Genomic DNA, 13,469 nt, shown 5'->3' with positions numbered 1-13,469 from the left:
CCCGTCGACTGGCAGTGACGTGAATGACTTCCGGCGCGATACGTTTTCTCGCCGGCATCACATCGACCCCGATGAGGCCCTCGATGGTGATAGCTGTCGACCGGCGTCGGTATCATCAGCCTATCCGAACGTGGAAGAAGAAAGTATCGAGACTGATTGGATGCACATCGAAGAGATAACCGACGACGAATCGACGACGCTAACGTGGGAATACGAAGGGGAATCGGTGTCCGTGACGCTTCCCGGGCTGGTCCACGCCGAATATTCCGCGGCGAAGGACGTAGTCGTCACCGCGAGTGTCGAGGGAACGATCCGGGTGCTGGGGGCCGCTGGATCTGGGCGGGACACCTTCGAGTACACCACGCCCGACGGAGTCGACCTCTACACCCTGGTCTCGAGTATCGTGGGCGACCTCGATGTGACGATGGTGCTGGCCCACGACCCACCGCACCGCGGCGAAAGTCTCTGGCAACACGAGATCGATCTCGACCGGCGGGAAGTCGGTGGGCCCGTCGCGAAATGGCGATAGCGACGCCAAAGTAGTCGGATTCATGCATCGACACGTACACAGTCACATCCAGAGATATATCACTGCCGGCAGATTGTATTAGCCAAGGTCATGTCCGACGAGTACCCATTCTCGGCCTCAGACACGGTAGACAGCGCACTCGAATTGAAGGCGGAGTTCGAGGACGGGACGGCCGGCGACGCCGAATTCGAGGAGTTCCGTGAGCTGCTCGCGGTCGAGGATACCCGGGATCGAGAACACGTCCTCCACGGGCTCGCTTCCGTCGGAATCATCGACGAGGATCGGACCGAGGAAGTCGTCGACGTGTTGCTATGGTACTGTTTGGACCAGCCCAGACCGGTCCGCGAAGCCGCCGCAGAAGGGCTAGCGGATGTCGGTCGCGAGCTGAACCCGACGACGATCCGGCCCGCCGTCGATACCCTCCAGGACCGCCTCGGCGACAGCGACGAGTCGGTTCGCGAAGCCGCTGCGTTCGCACTCACGGAGTTGGAATGGGAACACCCCGAGCTGTTGGTTCCCCTCGCGGACGATTACAGGAACTGTCTGGACGACGATAACGGGACGATCCGGGAACACGCGACGTCGCTTCTGGACACGATCTCATCCGAGCAGCCCGAGGCCATCGAGTTACCGATCGACGACCTGCGGGCGTGCCTGAACGACGACCGCTGGCGAGTACGTACCCGTGCGGCCAGTACGCTCAGGAGCGTCGCGAAAACGCATCCGGATGCGGTGCACCCCGTCGTCGACGACGTCCTCGAACTCCTGCCGGCGGACTACGATATCAGTGGACAGGTATGGATGACTATTTTGAGTACGCTCAGGACGCTGGCGGAGGTGTACGAAGGCGACGCACCCCGCATCGTCGCGGCACTGCGGGGCATCCTCGAGGAGAAAGGCGGAGACGGCGAGTTTCCACCCGAATACACCTGGACGATCACCGAACTGGCAACGATCGCGACGGCCCGTCCCGACGCGGTCGTCCCCGCCGTCGAGGAACTCCAGTCCGGACTCGCCAGCCCCAGCGAGGTCGGCCGCGTTCAGGCTGGGAAAGCACTCACAGCGATTGGGCGAGAGCATCCCGAAGCGGTTCGCCCCGCCGTGAACGAACTGACGGATCTCCTCGAAGACGAACACATGCGGGCACGTACCGAGGCCGTCGGCGCGCTGCAGACTATCGACGCAGTCGATCCCGGCCTGGCGACTGAGGCCGATGAAATTTGTAGTCTGCTACTCGCCGGCGGGGACGAGTCTGAAACTGCTGACGCAGTCGACCGGTTCGAGGCAGCGGAGACTGCCGTGGTAGCGCTCGTGGCCGCCGAGTCACGCGCTCGCTTCGAAGACGCCGAGTCGGCGGACGAGCGGCTGGCCCTCGCGTCGGCGGTCGGCACCATCGGACCCGTCGACGGTGACGTCGCCTGGCTCCTGATCGAGGATCTGGAAAGCTACTTCGAGGACGACAGTCCCGCCGTCCGTGCCGCGGCTGCCGAAGCCTACGGGACGGTGTACGCCGCTCACTCGAGACTCAATCAGACGGACGCGGAGTTGTTGGGGGAGCTCCTCGACGATGAGGACGAGACCGTGCGATCGGCGGCTGCGGCCGCACTGCTGGAAAATCACTCGGTCCGGCCCGAGGTCATCGACCACGACCCCACGGACCTACGGGCGTACGTCGAGTCCGACTGAGACCACCCCGATCCCGGAGTCTTCTTTTTTGTCCACGATCCAATTCCCCTCCGTTACCCGTACGTCTCTTACCGTTCCAGCGAATCGACTCCGCTTCGGTCGGCGGTTTCTTGTCCACTCTCGAACTACCGAAAGGCATGGACGACCTAATCAAAGCCGCCAGGGAGGTCCAGGCTGCCTCACACGTCCCCTACTCCGAGTATCGCGTGGGTGCCGCCCTCGAGACCGCCGACGGGACCGTCTTCACGGGGTGCAACCTCGAGAACGTGAACTTCTCGAACAGTCTCCACGCCGAGGAGGTGGCGATCGCCGAGGCCGTCAAGAACGGCTCCCACGAGTTCGCTCGGCTGGCGGTCAGTTCGAGTCGTCGTGACGGCGTGACTCCGTGCGGAATGTGTCGCCAGACCCTCGCTGAATTCTGTGACGACGACCTCGTGATCGCCTGCGACGAAGGCGACGACGAGTCGGGAACGCCGATCGTCACGACGTACACGCTCGGCGAGTTGCTCCCGGCCGCGATGAGTGAATCCGACCTCGACTAGGCCGAAATCTGGCCGATTCGCGCACCGACGCTGTGAGCTCTCGCAGGTTACTCAGTTCGCTCCAGATGGTCTTCGAGACGTTCACGGAGCGTCGTCCGGTGACAGCGTTTCTTCGCCGTGTTCTCGAAACAGACCAGGGTGATCGACTCACCGTCACGGAGTCGGTCCGCGAGAGCGTCGATCGCCTCCTGTGTGTCGGCAGACGAGTCGAGGTGGGCTTCGTAGCGGGACTCGAATCCGACCTGGTCCCAGGCGGCGTTGTGCGCTTCCTCGTCGCAGATCCCGCGGCGCTTCAGATCCGTCTCCGCTCGTTTCGTCTCCTCCAGTAGATCCGCCGGCGGGGCCAGCTGCGGGACGTTCTCGTCGACGGCCCCGTGGAACCAGCCGGTCGGGCGGCGTACCACGCCGACCAGCGTCGACTCCGGCGGCAGCGAGGCCAGGTCGTGCTGGATCGCCGCGACGTACGTATCGCTGAGCGAGCCGGGAGTCGAGCCCGAATCCGTCATCGCCAACACTAAGGTCGGATCAGGTATATACTCCGGGCCCGCCAATCGTGCGACCGATGACAGACCGACCGGACAGCGAAGATCCGAACGCCGAGACGCAGTACCACGTCGACGTCGGCCCGGCAGACGTGGCCGAGACGGTGCTTCTACCGGGGAATCCCGAGCGGATCGACCGGATCGTCGAGTGCTGGAACGAGTACGACGACGTCGCCCACCACCGCGAGTACCGGACCGCGACGGGTCGGTACGACGGGGCGCCCATCTCGGTCACCTCGACCGGTATCGGTAGCCCGTCGGCCGCCATCGCCGTCGAAGAACTCGCGCGCGTCGGCTGCGAGACGTTCATTCGCGTCGGCTCCTGTGGTGCGATCCAACCGGACGTTTCCGTCGGCGACCTCGTCATCACGACCGGCGCCGTCCGTCAAGAGGGGACCAGCGACGAGTACGTCCGCGAGGACTACCCGGCGGTCGCCGATCACGAGGTCGTGAGTGCGCTCGTCGCCGCCGCGGAGCGGCTCGGCTACGACTATCACACCGGACTCACCGCGAGTACCGACTCGTTCTACGCGGGTCAGGGTCGACCCGGGTTCGAGGGGTTCGAAGCCGCCGGCGCCGAGAGGCTCATCGACGAACTCAGCGAGGCCAACGTCACGAACGTCGAGATGGAAGCGAGTGCGATCCTGACGCTCGCATCCATCTACGGACTGCGCGGCGGCGCCGTCTGCACCGTCTACGCGGACCGTGACGGCGGCGAGTTCAGTGTGACGGGCGAATCACGCGCGGCCGAGACGGCATCGTTGGCGGCCGCCCTCCTCGCGAAGATGGACGAACGGAAAGCGGAGGCGGGTGTCGAACGCTGGCACGCCGGGCTCTCGATCGAGTAAGTGGCCAATGGACCGACCGGTAAGCGTCGGCCGAGCCAGCCGCTGCTCACTCGCGCAGTTTTACGATCCCCGCGTCGAACACCTGCCGATTGGGGATGACGTACTGCTCGTCCTCGCTTTCGACGATCGTCACGAAGATATCGACCTCCTGGACGATCCCCGAGCGATCGCCGATTCGGATGCGATCGCCGATGCCGTAGGGCTGATTGAGCAGAAGGTAGATGCCGACCGCACTGGAGACGAGGAAGTCCTTGAACGCGAAGGCGCCCACGATGACGATGCCCGCAGAGTAGACGATGAGCAAGACGAGCAGCGCGAGGACGTTGACGCCGACCTGCGCGAGCGCGATGAGGATCACGACGTAGAGGATGGAGTACTTCACCACCCGCGGGATGAGCGACGCCTCCGGCAGTTTCACGCTCCGGAGGTACTCACCGACCATCAGCTCCGCCTTGTCGGCGACGATGAACCCGACGACGAGCACCAGGATGGCGACGAACAGTTGCGGGAGAAAGAGCGTCACGTCGGCCCAGAACCGATCGGTGTCGATCAGCTGGGCGATGTGGATCGCTGTCAGCGCCGCGATCCCGTAGACGAACCAGGAACTCAATCGGGCGACGATCTGGACGGTCGAGGTGCCCAGACTCTGGGCGCTCCGCTCGAAAGGGGTCCCCTCGACGGCGTCGGGGACGCCCGCGGCCGTGAGCAGTTCCTCGTTCAATCGGCCGACGAGGTAGCCGACCACGACTCCCAGTGCCAGCACCGCCACGGCGATGACTGCCGGCTCCTCCAAAAACGCCTGTACTTCCATGTCAGTACGCCTCCGGGTCGACCTCCAGGATCAATTCACCGGCCTTGAACGCTCGCACCATGCCGTCGCTCTCGGAGAGGACGACGGCGATCGAGTTCGTGTCGCGCGTGATCGCCCCGGCGGCCATGTGACGCGCGCCGAGTCCCTTCGGGATGTCGACGCCCTCCGCGGCGGGTTCCAGATACCGGTAGGCGGAGACGATCTTCCCCGAATCCGAGATGACGAAGGCCCCGTCCAGACGGGAGAATTCCTTCAGCATGACGGTGACGATGGGGTCGCCGACGTGGACGTGTGATTTCTCGAAGGGGTTGTACGACAGCGGCCGGGACTTGTTCATCACGTTGCCCGCGTCGCCGACGACGAACAGCGCCCCGACCGGCTTTCCCTTCTGGCCTTTCTTCCCGAGGTTGATCGCCACCTCGAAGACGGCCTTGATGACGTCGGCGTCGGCCCGGGACTTCGAGAAGAGGTCGTACAGCCCGAGCTGGTCTTCCGCGTTGGCACGCACCCGAGAGACGGTATCGATCCCGCCGTCGAACACGCTCGTCGCGCAGGCGAGGACATCCCCACCCTCGATGATTCCCTGTTCTAACGCGCCTTCGAGACCGAAGCGGACTCGCTCGGCCACCGCCGAAAATTCGAGCGGCAACTCGACAAAGGGGTCGGCGCCGACGGTGTTCTCGGTTCCCACGACGATGACGTCGAGGCCGTCGTCTTCGAGCGGCGCCACTCGTTCGTAGTACGACCCACTCGGGGAGAAGAGTACGAGTGCGTCGACGTCGTCGTAGATCTCGCCAAACACGTCGTCGAGCCCGTCCATTATGCGTACAACCCGTGTGCGCTCGAATAAGCGTTTGGGAGCGCGTCTGACGTGCGACTGACCCGCGTCGAACGGACGCCGTCGGTCAAACCGCGCGCCAGTGCAACCGCTCTCGGACATAGCGTCGATAAAAATGAAATCGCGAACTCGGAGCGTTCCGAGTGGTTAGTGGTCGTTAGTCCTGACGGCGGAGCGCCAGCATCGCCGCGCTCAGCAGGGCGACCAGTGCGACAGCAACGCCGAAGCCGGGGGACCCTTCGCCGTCGTCGGAGTCACCGCCTTCGTCGTCGCCTTCGTCGTCGTCGCCAGAGCCTTCAGACTCGTCACCGGTTCCGGGGTCTTCCTCAGCAACGGTGAGCGTACCGGACGTGGAGTCGTCCTGATCGCCGTCGTCACCGGTCGTGGTGACGGAGTACTCGATGTCACCAGCGGAGCTGGTGTCGAAGTCAGCGGTGAACTCCTGCGAGCCACCGGCTTCGAGTTCGAGTTCCTCGGACGTAACCTCCTCACCGTCGACGGTGATGGAGATGTTACCCGCTGCCGTGCCGGAATCAGCCTTGTTCTCGACCGTCACCGTCAGGGTTGCGTCTTCGTCGACAGCAACCTCAGACGGAACGTCAGTCGAGATGCTGAGAGACGGCGTTGCACCGACGTCCTCTCCGATGACACCCTCTGCTTCGTCGACGAGTTTGCCGTCGTCGGCGTAGTCATCGTAGGCCCGGTTCGTAGCTTCCAGGTCGAACTCGGTGTCCTGGACCTCACCGGAGAAGTCGATTGCAGCGGCCCAGGATCCGTCATCCTGAACGACACCGGTGCCGTCCTCGACGAAGCCGTTGTCACCGTAGGCGCCTGCTTCGACGCGGATCTCGTTTCCAGGCGCGATGTTGGTCGTGCCGGTAATCTCCTGGCCTTCTTCAGGAGCGACCTCGTACTTGTCGGAGTCGAACGAGAGGGTCGGCTCTTCGACAGTGAAGGATTCACTGAACGATTCGGTCGTGTCAGTGTACGGGTTGAAAGCCTCGCCTTCATCAACGTCGTCCTCCGAGTAGACGTCGAAGGTCACGTTGAACTCGTTGGACTCGTTGTCCTCCGGAATCTGGTAGAAGGCGGCCATCTGGCCGGCGCTTTCGTTGGTGACGAGACCATTGTTGAGCTGGTCAAGGGTCACTTCGTCACCGCCGAAGCCGGGGTTAGTGTGCGTGATGCCGAGCTCGACACCGTTTTCGCTGAGGTTCTCAGCGTAGCCGAAGAAGCCGGTACCTTCGACGACGGTGACGAGAACGTCACCTTCGGCGATCGTACCGTCGGTTGCCGTACCGTGTTCTGCGACTGCAGCAATGTTATTTCCGCCCGAGATCTCGTCGTAGGCGTCCTGCGAGATCGCGTAGGTGCTGAGACTCTCGGTGGAGCGGTCAGTGACGCGGAAGAGACCGCGGTCCTCGTTGCTCCCACCCTGGGTCAGCTCCATGTCGAAGGACGAGGTCATGCTCCAGACCTCGGCCGGCGAGGAGTCGTAATCGGCGGACGCGTTCATCGCGTAATCGAGGGCGAAGGAACCACCGGACTCCTCACCGATGAGCTCGTCCTGGGTCGCGCCCTTCAGAAGTTCGTGAGTGTTGACGGGAATCTTGACCTGGTCGGAGTTACTGTTAGCAGTGACAGTTCCGTTGAAGATCGTGATTTCCTCGTTATCCGGGGTCCACGTGACGCTCAGGTTAACACTGGACGCGTCGTCCGTGTTGACCGTGATCGTGTTGTGGTCGCCGAGGACACCCGTTGCGGTGCCATCGTTACCGAATTCGATGTTTGTGTCGGACTGCTCGGTGACCTCAAAGGAGAACGAATCCTCTGCGTCAGTATCCTCAACGCCGGCACTGACGTTGTACTCTTCCTGGTTAAGTGAGGAAGAGTCAATGGTGATGGAGTCAGTACTACTGACGTCCTGGATCAGAACGTAGTCGTCTTCGTCACTTGCTTCAGCGCCAAGCGCGTTAGCAAGATCCGAAGTCGAGAGTCCATCAGCGGTCAGAGTAAGGTTGTACCCTGTTCGTGCGGAATCGACAGAAATCTCAAGGGAGTCGCCCTGTGAGACGGAGTCGAACTCCGGTTCAAGAGTCAGATCCTGATCGCTGACAGTGATCGACGTCGTATTACTCCCATCTGCCACTTCGAAGGTGCCGGTTCCGATGGCACCGGTGTCGAGAGTGGCGTTACCATTATTCACTGGCAGTTCCTTGACAACGGATCCGTCGCCATTGTCGGCGGTGACAATTACTTTGTCACCCGACAGGGAGCTGCCTTCAATTGCATTGAACGTTACCTCTTCGCCTTCCCAGAAACTGTTGCCGTTCAGGTTCACGTCGTCCGGTGAATCTGCGGCGGCAGGTGCAGCGAACGCTGCGCCCATCGCGACAACAGAAAGCACCATAAGCGCGGCCAGGACGACTGCACGTCCTTTCTCGCGCACTGATGTCGTGTCTTGTGTCATGTTGTATCGTGTTGTGTCGTTTCGCTTCGGTAGCGATCCATGCGCCGGGATCGTTCACCTCCCGTCCGCCCGGCGCGAACGGTATGGCTATCTGCCTCCCGGGTAGGGGTGTCTGCGATATTACAAGGTATCCGTAATAAGTCTTCTAGTTTCAGATTGAGTGAGCGCCGGCGAAGTAATGGCGAAATACAGACCTATCGGGGCTCGTACCGCCAGATATCACCCACGAAGAGAGTCACAGGTAAGACGGGGTTTATGTGGCGGGGTCGAGCGGCCGAACAGCACTGACGACGGGATCTATTCAAGAATGACGCACTCACGGGACCAACAATCGAACGGAACAGCCGGGTGTTGTCACCAACAACTACACTCGCTCGCGTGTGCGTGAAACAAATGCTTCCAATCTGCAGTGGGGCACGACACAGCGTATCAATCACCTAGCCAGATCTTACTCGTTCCCCTGCGCGGGATCCGATGGGACTCGGTTAGCGTCCGGCGGCTCCACCGGATTCGGCTCATCGTGACCGGCGAATTCGAGGAGTCCGAGGGCTGCCACGCAATCGACGCAGACCAGCCGGACACCGTCCTCGTATCGATCCGAGCGCGTCCCCTGGTGGAGCGCTTCAAGTCGAACCCAGTGATCCGCCGTGAGTTCGACGTTGCACCGCTCGCACGCGGGGCCCGATCGCTGCTCGTCGTATTCGTAACGTCCCATCAGGGCACCTCCGACGAACTGGCGAGCAGAACCGGCTGGGTTTTGGATTCTAAACCGAACGGTGCGAGAAGCTGGCGCTGGCTATCCGAAAGGCGGGCGATTCCTTTTTGACTCGGTAGTATCTCTCTAAGCATGGTTTGCAAATCCGCTCATGGGTTTGGAAACCGCGTCTCGGGTGCTAGGTCCACCCGGGACATTTCACCTGCATGTCCCCGCGTCAGTGACGGAGCGCGGTTTCCGTTCTGACAGAATACGTGAGAGAATATATAATTACTGGACGTGTGCACGATAGATGAACGATGGCCCGTTTCTTAGCTACGATAGCGTAGCAGACGCCGGTGCCAGTCGTTCAAATCGTCGCTCGGCTCAGAGGAGTGCACGTTCGGGACCGTGACGACGTCGAACAGCTGGGAGTGGTGGTCGGGAGTCACGAGATAGTCGATTCCGAGTTCGTCCATGTGACACGCGACCGCGTAGTCCGTAAACGAAGCATCGTTGTCGTCCCACTCGACGAAACGCACCCCCATAATTCGAAGCGAACTCTCCAGTCCACTGCTAACGTCCTCCATCTGCTCGCGAAGTTCGTGTCTTCGTCTGGCCCCATTACCCTGATTGCGGCCCTACTCCGTATCGCGCCACGACCCCCACACCTCACGATACTTCCCGAGTTCTCGGTACTCGCGCTTGCGCTCGAACACATCGATGGCGTAGAGGACCCCATTGTCTTTGTCCCAGTCGATCAGGACGCGGAAGTCACCGACACGGAGCTTGTACCCTGGATGGTTCTTCAGGCGGTCGAGGAAGTGCTCGGGAAACTCGAGAATCGAATCCAGTTTCGTGATGATGCGGCGTGCATCCGCTGTTTCGAGTTGTTCCAGCGTCTCCTGAATCGTCTCGGCGTATTCGAGATTGTGAGCCACAGATCAGCCCTCACTCGTCCTCGATCCCGAACCGTTCCTTCATCTCCTCGTGGCTGGTCGTTCGACCAGCCGCAATATCCGCGTACCCCTGCGAAATTCCCTCCTGTGCGCCTGGAGTAAGGATCGGTTCCGTGGTATCTCGCAGAACCTCCCTGATGAACTCCGACCGGTTCGAGTAGTGCAATTCCGCAGAGAGCTCGTCTAGCTCCTCTAAGAGCTGTTTCGGGACCTTGACGTTGAGTTTCACCATTTCCCCGTTGCTGTCGTCCGCGTCCGTGCTCATACCTCGTGGTACGAGCGTGGTACTCAAAGACCTATCGCCCAGCCCACTGAGGGATAGGCATTCAAGAAAGGTTGTTCATCCCACACTTCCATATCGGTTCCCGCAGCCAACCATTTAGGAAGACGACCATTGGCTGTTCCGCACAGGCACGGAAGAGGTCTGCCCGTCTCAGGAGACCCTCCAGCCTCAAACACTATCAGGAGAGGCACACCAGCCCAACGCTCAAAGTCGCCGTCGGCGATATTGGTTCTGACTCGAACGGCTTGCTAGTCGCCTGCTCAGTTCGAACAATCGGAAATGCTCGGAGACGATACCAAACAGCAGCCCAAGAGTATCCGCGACGCCGCTAAACTGGTAGGACGCGACTACAAGCAAGTTCACCGAAACCTCTCAGATCTCGAAAATATCGGCGTCATCACGTTCGGCAGCGGCGAAGCGGGGCAAGCGAAAACGCCGAAACTGGCCTACGACGGCCTCGAGATCGATATCCCAGTTGCTCGGCAGAACGGGGATGTTGGGACGACAGCTCCATAACTACCGTAGTGACTGCGATTACATCAGACGACAATGTCGTAGGCCTTCCTTCGTTGTCTCACAGGAATTGTCGGCGAGTGAGCGGTTCGAAGAACCCGAAGGAAGCCGTTCACCGAGCGCGAAGCGCTCGGGCCGACGACCGATGTGGAAGCCGCGCAGAGCGCGGCTGAAACGGAAGGAGGAGTGCTTTTGATCAACCTTTTGCCGAAGGACATCGCGCTGTGCGGCAACGCCGCCAGCGCGATAGACCGTGGTTCGAGAGGCGCAATGCGCCTCTCGTCATCACGGAAGACGCTCCGCGTCTTCCGAACGACAGCGCAAAAGGTTGCTGCGCGGGACAGGATTCGAACCACGCCGAGACGGTCGCTCGCTTCGCTCGCGCTGCGACTCGTCTACTTCGAATCCCTTGTCGCGCATACACGCCGCTCACGGTTGTTCGCGGCGGTATGCGCGGGACAGGATTCGAACCTGCGGAGGTCTACACCACAGCGTCCTAAGCGCTGCGCCATTGGCCACTTGGCTACCCGCGCGCAACATCCCAATTACTCCACAGCGGGAGTGAACGGGAACGTCTGATCGAAGATGCTCGTGGGATCTATAAAAACCTGACTTCCCGCGGCAGAACAGGTGACTGCGTCCGTAATTCTAGTGTCGTGGTAACCGATTCGAACGGGGGAGCGACTCAGCGTGTGACGACCCTATTAGCGATACGCTTCGACGGTGACGACCGACCGGGTTTCCTCGTGAGTCAGATCGCAATCCGCAGAGACGACCGGCGCATCTAACTCGCGACCCACAGCCGCGATCAATGCGTCTGGCCCATCGAGATACGGCCCACCGGGTGCAACCTCGTCCGCAATGTCACCCGCAGTGGCGACGGTCCGCTCGTCGATGGGTTGGACATCGACCCAGCCGAGATCGGCGCGAGCAGCGTCGACATCTCCGTCCGGAAGGTTCCCTTCGCCGACGAGAACCTCTGCAAGTGCCGGGGCCGGAGCGATCCAACGGGTATCGGATCCGCCGTTCGCACTGTAAAACTCACGGGTTGCTTCGACACCGCTCAGATAGTCGATCAAGAACGTCGCGTCAAGAACCTTCATGCCGAATCAGTTGGCCGATCGCGCATCCGTCGTTTGCGCTTTGCCTTCGATTTCCGACGTTCCTCACGGACGCGATCGGCTTCGTCAGACGACCATCGGCCGAAACCGTCCTCGAAGTCGCCGCTATCCTGCTCGCCGAGGACTCGCTCTAGAACGTCGTTATAACTCTCGTTTCCTCGTCGCCGGCGTTCGATCTTCCGCTTTACCGTTTCACTAACCCGAATCTGTTCGTTCGCAGCACCCATCGTGCGTTGACATTCGCGTTGACGCTACTTCGTGTTTTGGGTCATCGATCATCGCTCCACTAGTGAGTTGATCGGAATGTGGCTACGCTCCGTTCTAGCCACCAGATGGGAACCTGTCGATCATCGGTGCGTGACCGGCTCTTCGGGCGTCCAGTCCGGGGGGACGATGAAGGTCACGTGTTCGTCGTCGCGGCGCTGGTGGTGCTCGGCGGCCTGTTCGGCCAGCGATCGTTCTCGATAGCCCATCTCGAGGCCGCAGCCGGTACAGACGAGTTTACACGTGGGTTCGGTCATGAGACACCGGGGCCGCGACGCGTCAGCAAGAGTGCGTGGTCCACCCTCCTAAGTAAGAGCCTCGTAGCCAACGAACTCGTGACTCACCGGGTCGAGCGGGTATCAGTAGCGAGTTCTTGGACACCGAGGGTTCCATGATACTCATCGAGCGAGACGGACACCGGGGGCGGATTTATGCCCCACCGGGCGCAATCCAACGGTGTGTACAGCGCGCGCGAACGACTCGCCCAGAAGAAGTGGATCGAAGAGCTAGAGCGAGCAGCTGACGAACTCGAACTGTCGGACGACATCCGGTCGACGGCCGTCGACCTCTTTCTCTCGGACGTTCCGGAGACCGATCGGTCGAAACGGGCCGTCGTGGCCTCGAGTCTGTACGCCGCCGCGCTGATCGGCAGTGATGGGCGAACCCAGGGTGCGGTCGCCGACGCCGTGGACGTCTCGCGACTCTCGATTCAGTCACGATGGAAGGACCAGCTCGAAGCGGCCGGGCTGGACGCACCGGGCTGGTAACGGACACAGACACATACACGCTCAAACAGACGGGCAAAAACGCAGACGCACGATCGCGACGACAACACGCACGACTGCGATCGCTTGGCCCTATTCGGTCGATTGCGAATCGGAATTCCGGTCGCGTCCGTCCCGATCCGGCGTCAGCGCGCCGTGCTCGTCGATTTCGCCGTTGACGATGCGCGTACTCGAGATGATGTCGCCGTCTTCGGCGCGGGCGTGGGGAACGACGATCAGTTCGAGCGCGTCGTGACCGCGCTCGCGACGGAGTTCGTTGATCTGCTTGCCGCCGGCGACCGTCTCCGGCGAGACGACGAGGGCGTCGAACTGCGGTTCGGTCGCGATACCGGTCGACTCCTCGAGTTCGCGGATATCAAAGTCTCGTCCGCGCGGATCGGCGAGGCGTTCGAGTTCCGCACGGAGATCGCGTTCGCGTTCGCTGTAGGGGCGGACGTAGCGGTCGACGTGGCGTGTCGCGGGCGCGAGTTCGTCACTCGTCAGCCCCACGGTGACGTCGCCGAGTTCGAACGCGCGTTCGAAGAGTCGACGGTGGCCGTCGTGAACCGGGTCGAACGTGCCACCGAGCGCGACCTGCATACCCG

The 13,469-nt window shown here is 61.5% G+C and carries 18 protein-coding genes and 1 tRNA gene; 6 read left to right on the top strand and 13 right to left on the bottom strand.

Going from position 1 to position 13,469, the window contains the following annotated elements; translation table 11 throughout:
- Positions 1 to 160: 160 nt before the first annotated feature.
- From C479_RS13555 to cdd, 3 genes are all read left to right on the top strand, one after another.
- A complete protein-coding gene (locus C479_RS13555; RefSeq protein ID WP_007703664.1) occupies positions 161 to 529 on the top strand; it encodes a hypothetical protein in 369 nt (122 codons plus the stop codon).
- A gap of 90 nt (positions 530 to 619) precedes the next feature.
- Positions 620 to 2,215, top strand: a complete 1,596-nt coding sequence (locus C479_RS13550) for a HEAT repeat domain-containing protein (protein ID WP_007703661.1) — start codon at positions 620 to 622, stop codon at positions 2,213 to 2,215.
- Positions 2,216 to 2,352: 137 nt separating this feature from the next.
- On the top strand, positions 2,353 to 2,757 hold the full coding sequence (cdd, locus tag C479_RS13545) for a cytidine deaminase (RefSeq protein ID WP_007703657.1): 405 nt from the start codon (positions 2,353 to 2,355) through the stop codon (positions 2,755 to 2,757).
- A gap of 47 nt (positions 2,758 to 2,804) precedes the next feature.
- Here the strand turns inward: cdd and C479_RS13540 are convergent, their stop codons facing one another.
- Positions 2,805 to 3,263, bottom strand: a complete 459-nt coding sequence (locus C479_RS13540; protein WP_007703654.1) for a DUF488 family protein, N3 subclade — start codon at positions 3,261 to 3,263, stop codon at positions 2,805 to 2,807.
- 56 nt (positions 3,264 to 3,319) lie between these two features.
- Between C479_RS13540 and C479_RS13535 the strand changes: the two genes are divergently transcribed.
- Positions 3,320 to 4,147 (top strand): nucleoside phosphorylase, encoded by an 828-nt coding sequence (locus C479_RS13535; protein ID WP_007703651.1) that lies wholly within the window; start codon positions 3,320 to 3,322, stop codon positions 4,145 to 4,147.
- Positions 4,148 to 4,193: 46 nt separating this feature from the next.
- Here the strand turns inward: C479_RS13535 and C479_RS13530 are convergent, their stop codons facing one another.
- The 7 genes from C479_RS13530 to C479_RS13500 all read right to left on the bottom strand — a co-directional run bounded on the left by C479_RS13530 (position 4,194) and on the right by C479_RS13500 (position 10,184).
- On the bottom strand, positions 4,194 to 4,958 hold the full coding sequence (locus C479_RS13530) for a mechanosensitive ion channel domain-containing protein (protein ID WP_007703648.1): 765 nt from the start codon (positions 4,956 to 4,958) through the stop codon (positions 4,194 to 4,196).
- 1 nt (position 4,959) lies between these two features.
- The gene (gene dacZ, locus C479_RS13525) at positions 4,960 to 5,778 is read right to left on the bottom strand and encodes a diadenylate cyclase DacZ (RefSeq protein ID WP_007703645.1); all 819 of its coding nucleotides are present in this window, start codon (positions 5,776 to 5,778) and stop codon (positions 4,960 to 4,962) included.
- A gap of 175 nt (positions 5,779 to 5,953) precedes the next feature.
- Positions 5,954 to 8,266 carry a BGTF surface domain-containing protein gene (locus C479_RS16590; RefSeq protein WP_083893868.1) on the bottom strand — a complete coding sequence of 771 codons (2,313 nt, stop codon included), beginning with the start codon at positions 8,264 to 8,266 and terminating at the stop codon, positions 5,954 to 5,956.
- Positions 8,267 to 8,714: 448 nt separating this feature from the next.
- On the bottom strand, positions 8,715 to 8,981 hold the full coding sequence (locus C479_RS13515; protein ID WP_007703639.1) for a hypothetical protein: 267 nt from the start codon (positions 8,979 to 8,981) through the stop codon (positions 8,715 to 8,717).
- Positions 8,982 to 9,292: 311 nt separating this feature from the next.
- Complete coding sequence (locus C479_RS13510) at positions 9,293 to 9,550, bottom strand: hypothetical protein (protein ID WP_152415910.1); 258 nt, start codon at positions 9,548 to 9,550, stop codon at positions 9,293 to 9,295.
- Positions 9,551 to 9,601: 51 nt separating this feature from the next.
- A complete protein-coding gene (locus C479_RS13505; RefSeq protein WP_007703635.1) occupies positions 9,602 to 9,901 on the bottom strand; it encodes a type II toxin-antitoxin system RelE family toxin in 300 nt (99 codons plus the stop codon).
- A gap of 10 nt (positions 9,902 to 9,911) precedes the next feature.
- Positions 9,912 to 10,184, bottom strand: coding sequence for a ribbon-helix-helix domain-containing protein (locus C479_RS13500; RefSeq protein WP_007703632.1), 273 nt, complete (start codon positions 10,182 to 10,184; stop codon positions 9,912 to 9,914).
- 297 nt (positions 10,185 to 10,481) lie between these two features.
- On the opposite strand from C479_RS13500, the gene C479_RS13495 reads away from it, so the two are divergent.
- The gene (locus C479_RS13495; RefSeq protein WP_007703630.1) at positions 10,482 to 10,718 is read left to right on the top strand and encodes an HVO_A0114 family putative DNA-binding protein; all 237 of its coding nucleotides are present in this window, start codon (positions 10,482 to 10,484) and stop codon (positions 10,716 to 10,718) included.
- Positions 10,719 to 11,165: 447 nt separating this feature from the next.
- Here the strand turns inward: C479_RS13495 and C479_RS13490 are convergent.
- The 4 genes from C479_RS13490 to C479_RS16585 all read right to left on the bottom strand — a co-directional run bounded on the left by C479_RS13490 (position 11,166) and on the right by C479_RS16585 (position 12,357).
- Positions 11,166 to 11,248, bottom strand: a tRNA-Leu gene (locus tag C479_RS13490).
- Between the two features lie 171 nt (positions 11,249 to 11,419).
- Entirely contained in the window at positions 11,420 to 11,818 is a 399-nt protein-coding gene (locus C479_RS13485) for a PIN domain-containing protein (protein WP_007703629.1), read from the bottom strand.
- Positions 11,815 to 12,063, bottom strand: a complete 249-nt coding sequence (locus tag C479_RS13480) for an antitoxin VapB family protein (RefSeq protein ID WP_007703627.1) — start codon at positions 12,061 to 12,063, stop codon at positions 11,815 to 11,817. The genes C479_RS13485 and C479_RS13480 overlap by 4 nt, the downstream gene beginning before the upstream one ends.
- Before the next feature lie 120 nt (positions 12,064 to 12,183).
- Complete coding sequence (locus C479_RS16585) at positions 12,184 to 12,357, bottom strand: hypothetical protein (RefSeq protein WP_007703626.1); 174 nt, start codon at positions 12,355 to 12,357, stop codon at positions 12,184 to 12,186.
- A 201-nt stretch (positions 12,358 to 12,558) separates the two neighbouring features.
- Between C479_RS16585 and C479_RS13475 the strand changes: the two genes are divergently transcribed.
- A complete protein-coding gene (locus C479_RS13475; RefSeq protein WP_007703624.1) occupies positions 12,559 to 12,867 on the top strand; it encodes a transcription factor TFIIB cyclin-related protein in 309 nt (102 codons plus the stop codon).
- Positions 12,868 to 12,957: 90 nt separating this feature from the next.
- On the opposite strand, the gene C479_RS13470 is transcribed toward C479_RS13475, so the two are convergent.
- On the bottom strand, positions 12,958 to 13,464 hold the full coding sequence (locus C479_RS13470) for a phosphopantetheine adenylyltransferase (RefSeq protein ID WP_007703621.1): 507 nt from the start codon (positions 13,462 to 13,464) through the stop codon (positions 12,958 to 12,960).
- Positions 13,465 to 13,469: the final 5 nt, after the last annotated feature.

Origin of the sequence: Halovivax asiaticus JCM 14624, from assembly GCF_000337515.1 — an archaeon.
Taxonomy (GTDB): domain Archaea; phylum Halobacteriota; class Halobacteria; order Halobacteriales; family Natrialbaceae; genus Halovivax; species Halovivax asiaticus.
The sequence above is the reverse complement of the archived record's forward strand: the minus strand, read 5'-3'. Positions and strand labels throughout refer to the sequence as shown.

Bases quoted from the DNA above. Each gene is read 5' to 3' on its own strand.
- C479_RS13495 (WP_007703630.1), top strand. From the start codon at position 10,482: ATGCTCGGAGACGATACCAAACAGCAGCCCAAGAGTATCCGCGACGCC.
- C479_RS13480 (WP_007703627.1), bottom strand. From the start codon at position 12,063: ATGGGTGCTGCGAACGAACAGATTCGGGTTAGTGAAACGGTAAAGCGG.
- C479_RS13515 (WP_007703639.1), bottom strand. From the start codon at position 8,981: ATGGGACGTTACGAATACGACGAGCAGCGATCGGGCCCCGCGTGCGAG.
- C479_RS16585 (WP_007703626.1), bottom strand. From the start codon at position 12,357: ATGACCGAACCCACGTGTAAACTCGTCTGTACCGGCTGCGGCCTCGAG.
- C479_RS13540 (WP_007703654.1), bottom strand. From the start codon at position 3,263: ATGACGGATTCGGGCTCGACTCCCGGCTCGCTCAGCGATACGTACGTC.
- C479_RS16590 (WP_083893868.1), bottom strand. From the start codon at position 8,266: ATGACACAAGACACGACATCAGTGCGCGAGAAAGGACGTGCAGTCGTC.
- dacZ (WP_007703645.1), bottom strand. From the start codon at position 5,778: ATGGACGGGCTCGACGACGTGTTTGGCGAGATCTACGACGACGTCGAC.
- C479_RS13530 (WP_007703648.1), bottom strand. From the start codon at position 4,958: ATGGAAGTACAGGCGTTTTTGGAGGAGCCGGCAGTCATCGCCGTGGCG.
- C479_RS13500 (WP_007703632.1), bottom strand. From the start codon at position 10,184: ATGAGCACGGACGCGGACGACAGCAACGGGGAAATGGTGAAACTCAAC.
- C479_RS13555 (WP_007703664.1), top strand. From the start codon at position 161: ATGCACATCGAAGAGATAACCGACGACGAATCGACGACGCTAACGTGG.
- C479_RS13470 (WP_007703621.1), bottom strand. From the start codon at position 13,464: ATGCAGGTCGCGCTCGGTGGCACGTTCGACCCGGTTCACGACGGCCAC.
- C479_RS13550 (WP_007703661.1), top strand. From the start codon at position 620: ATGTCCGACGAGTACCCATTCTCGGCCTCAGACACGGTAGACAGCGCA.
- cdd (WP_007703657.1), top strand. From the start codon at position 2,353: ATGGACGACCTAATCAAAGCCGCCAGGGAGGTCCAGGCTGCCTCACAC.
- C479_RS13510 (WP_152415910.1), bottom strand. From the start codon at position 9,550: ATGGAGGACGTTAGCAGTGGACTGGAGAGTTCGCTTCGAATTATGGGG.
- C479_RS13485 (WP_007703629.1), bottom strand. From the start codon at position 11,818: ATGAAGGTTCTTGACGCGACGTTCTTGATCGACTATCTGAGCGGTGTC.
- C479_RS13535 (WP_007703651.1), top strand. From the start codon at position 3,320: ATGACAGACCGACCGGACAGCGAAGATCCGAACGCCGAGACGCAGTAC.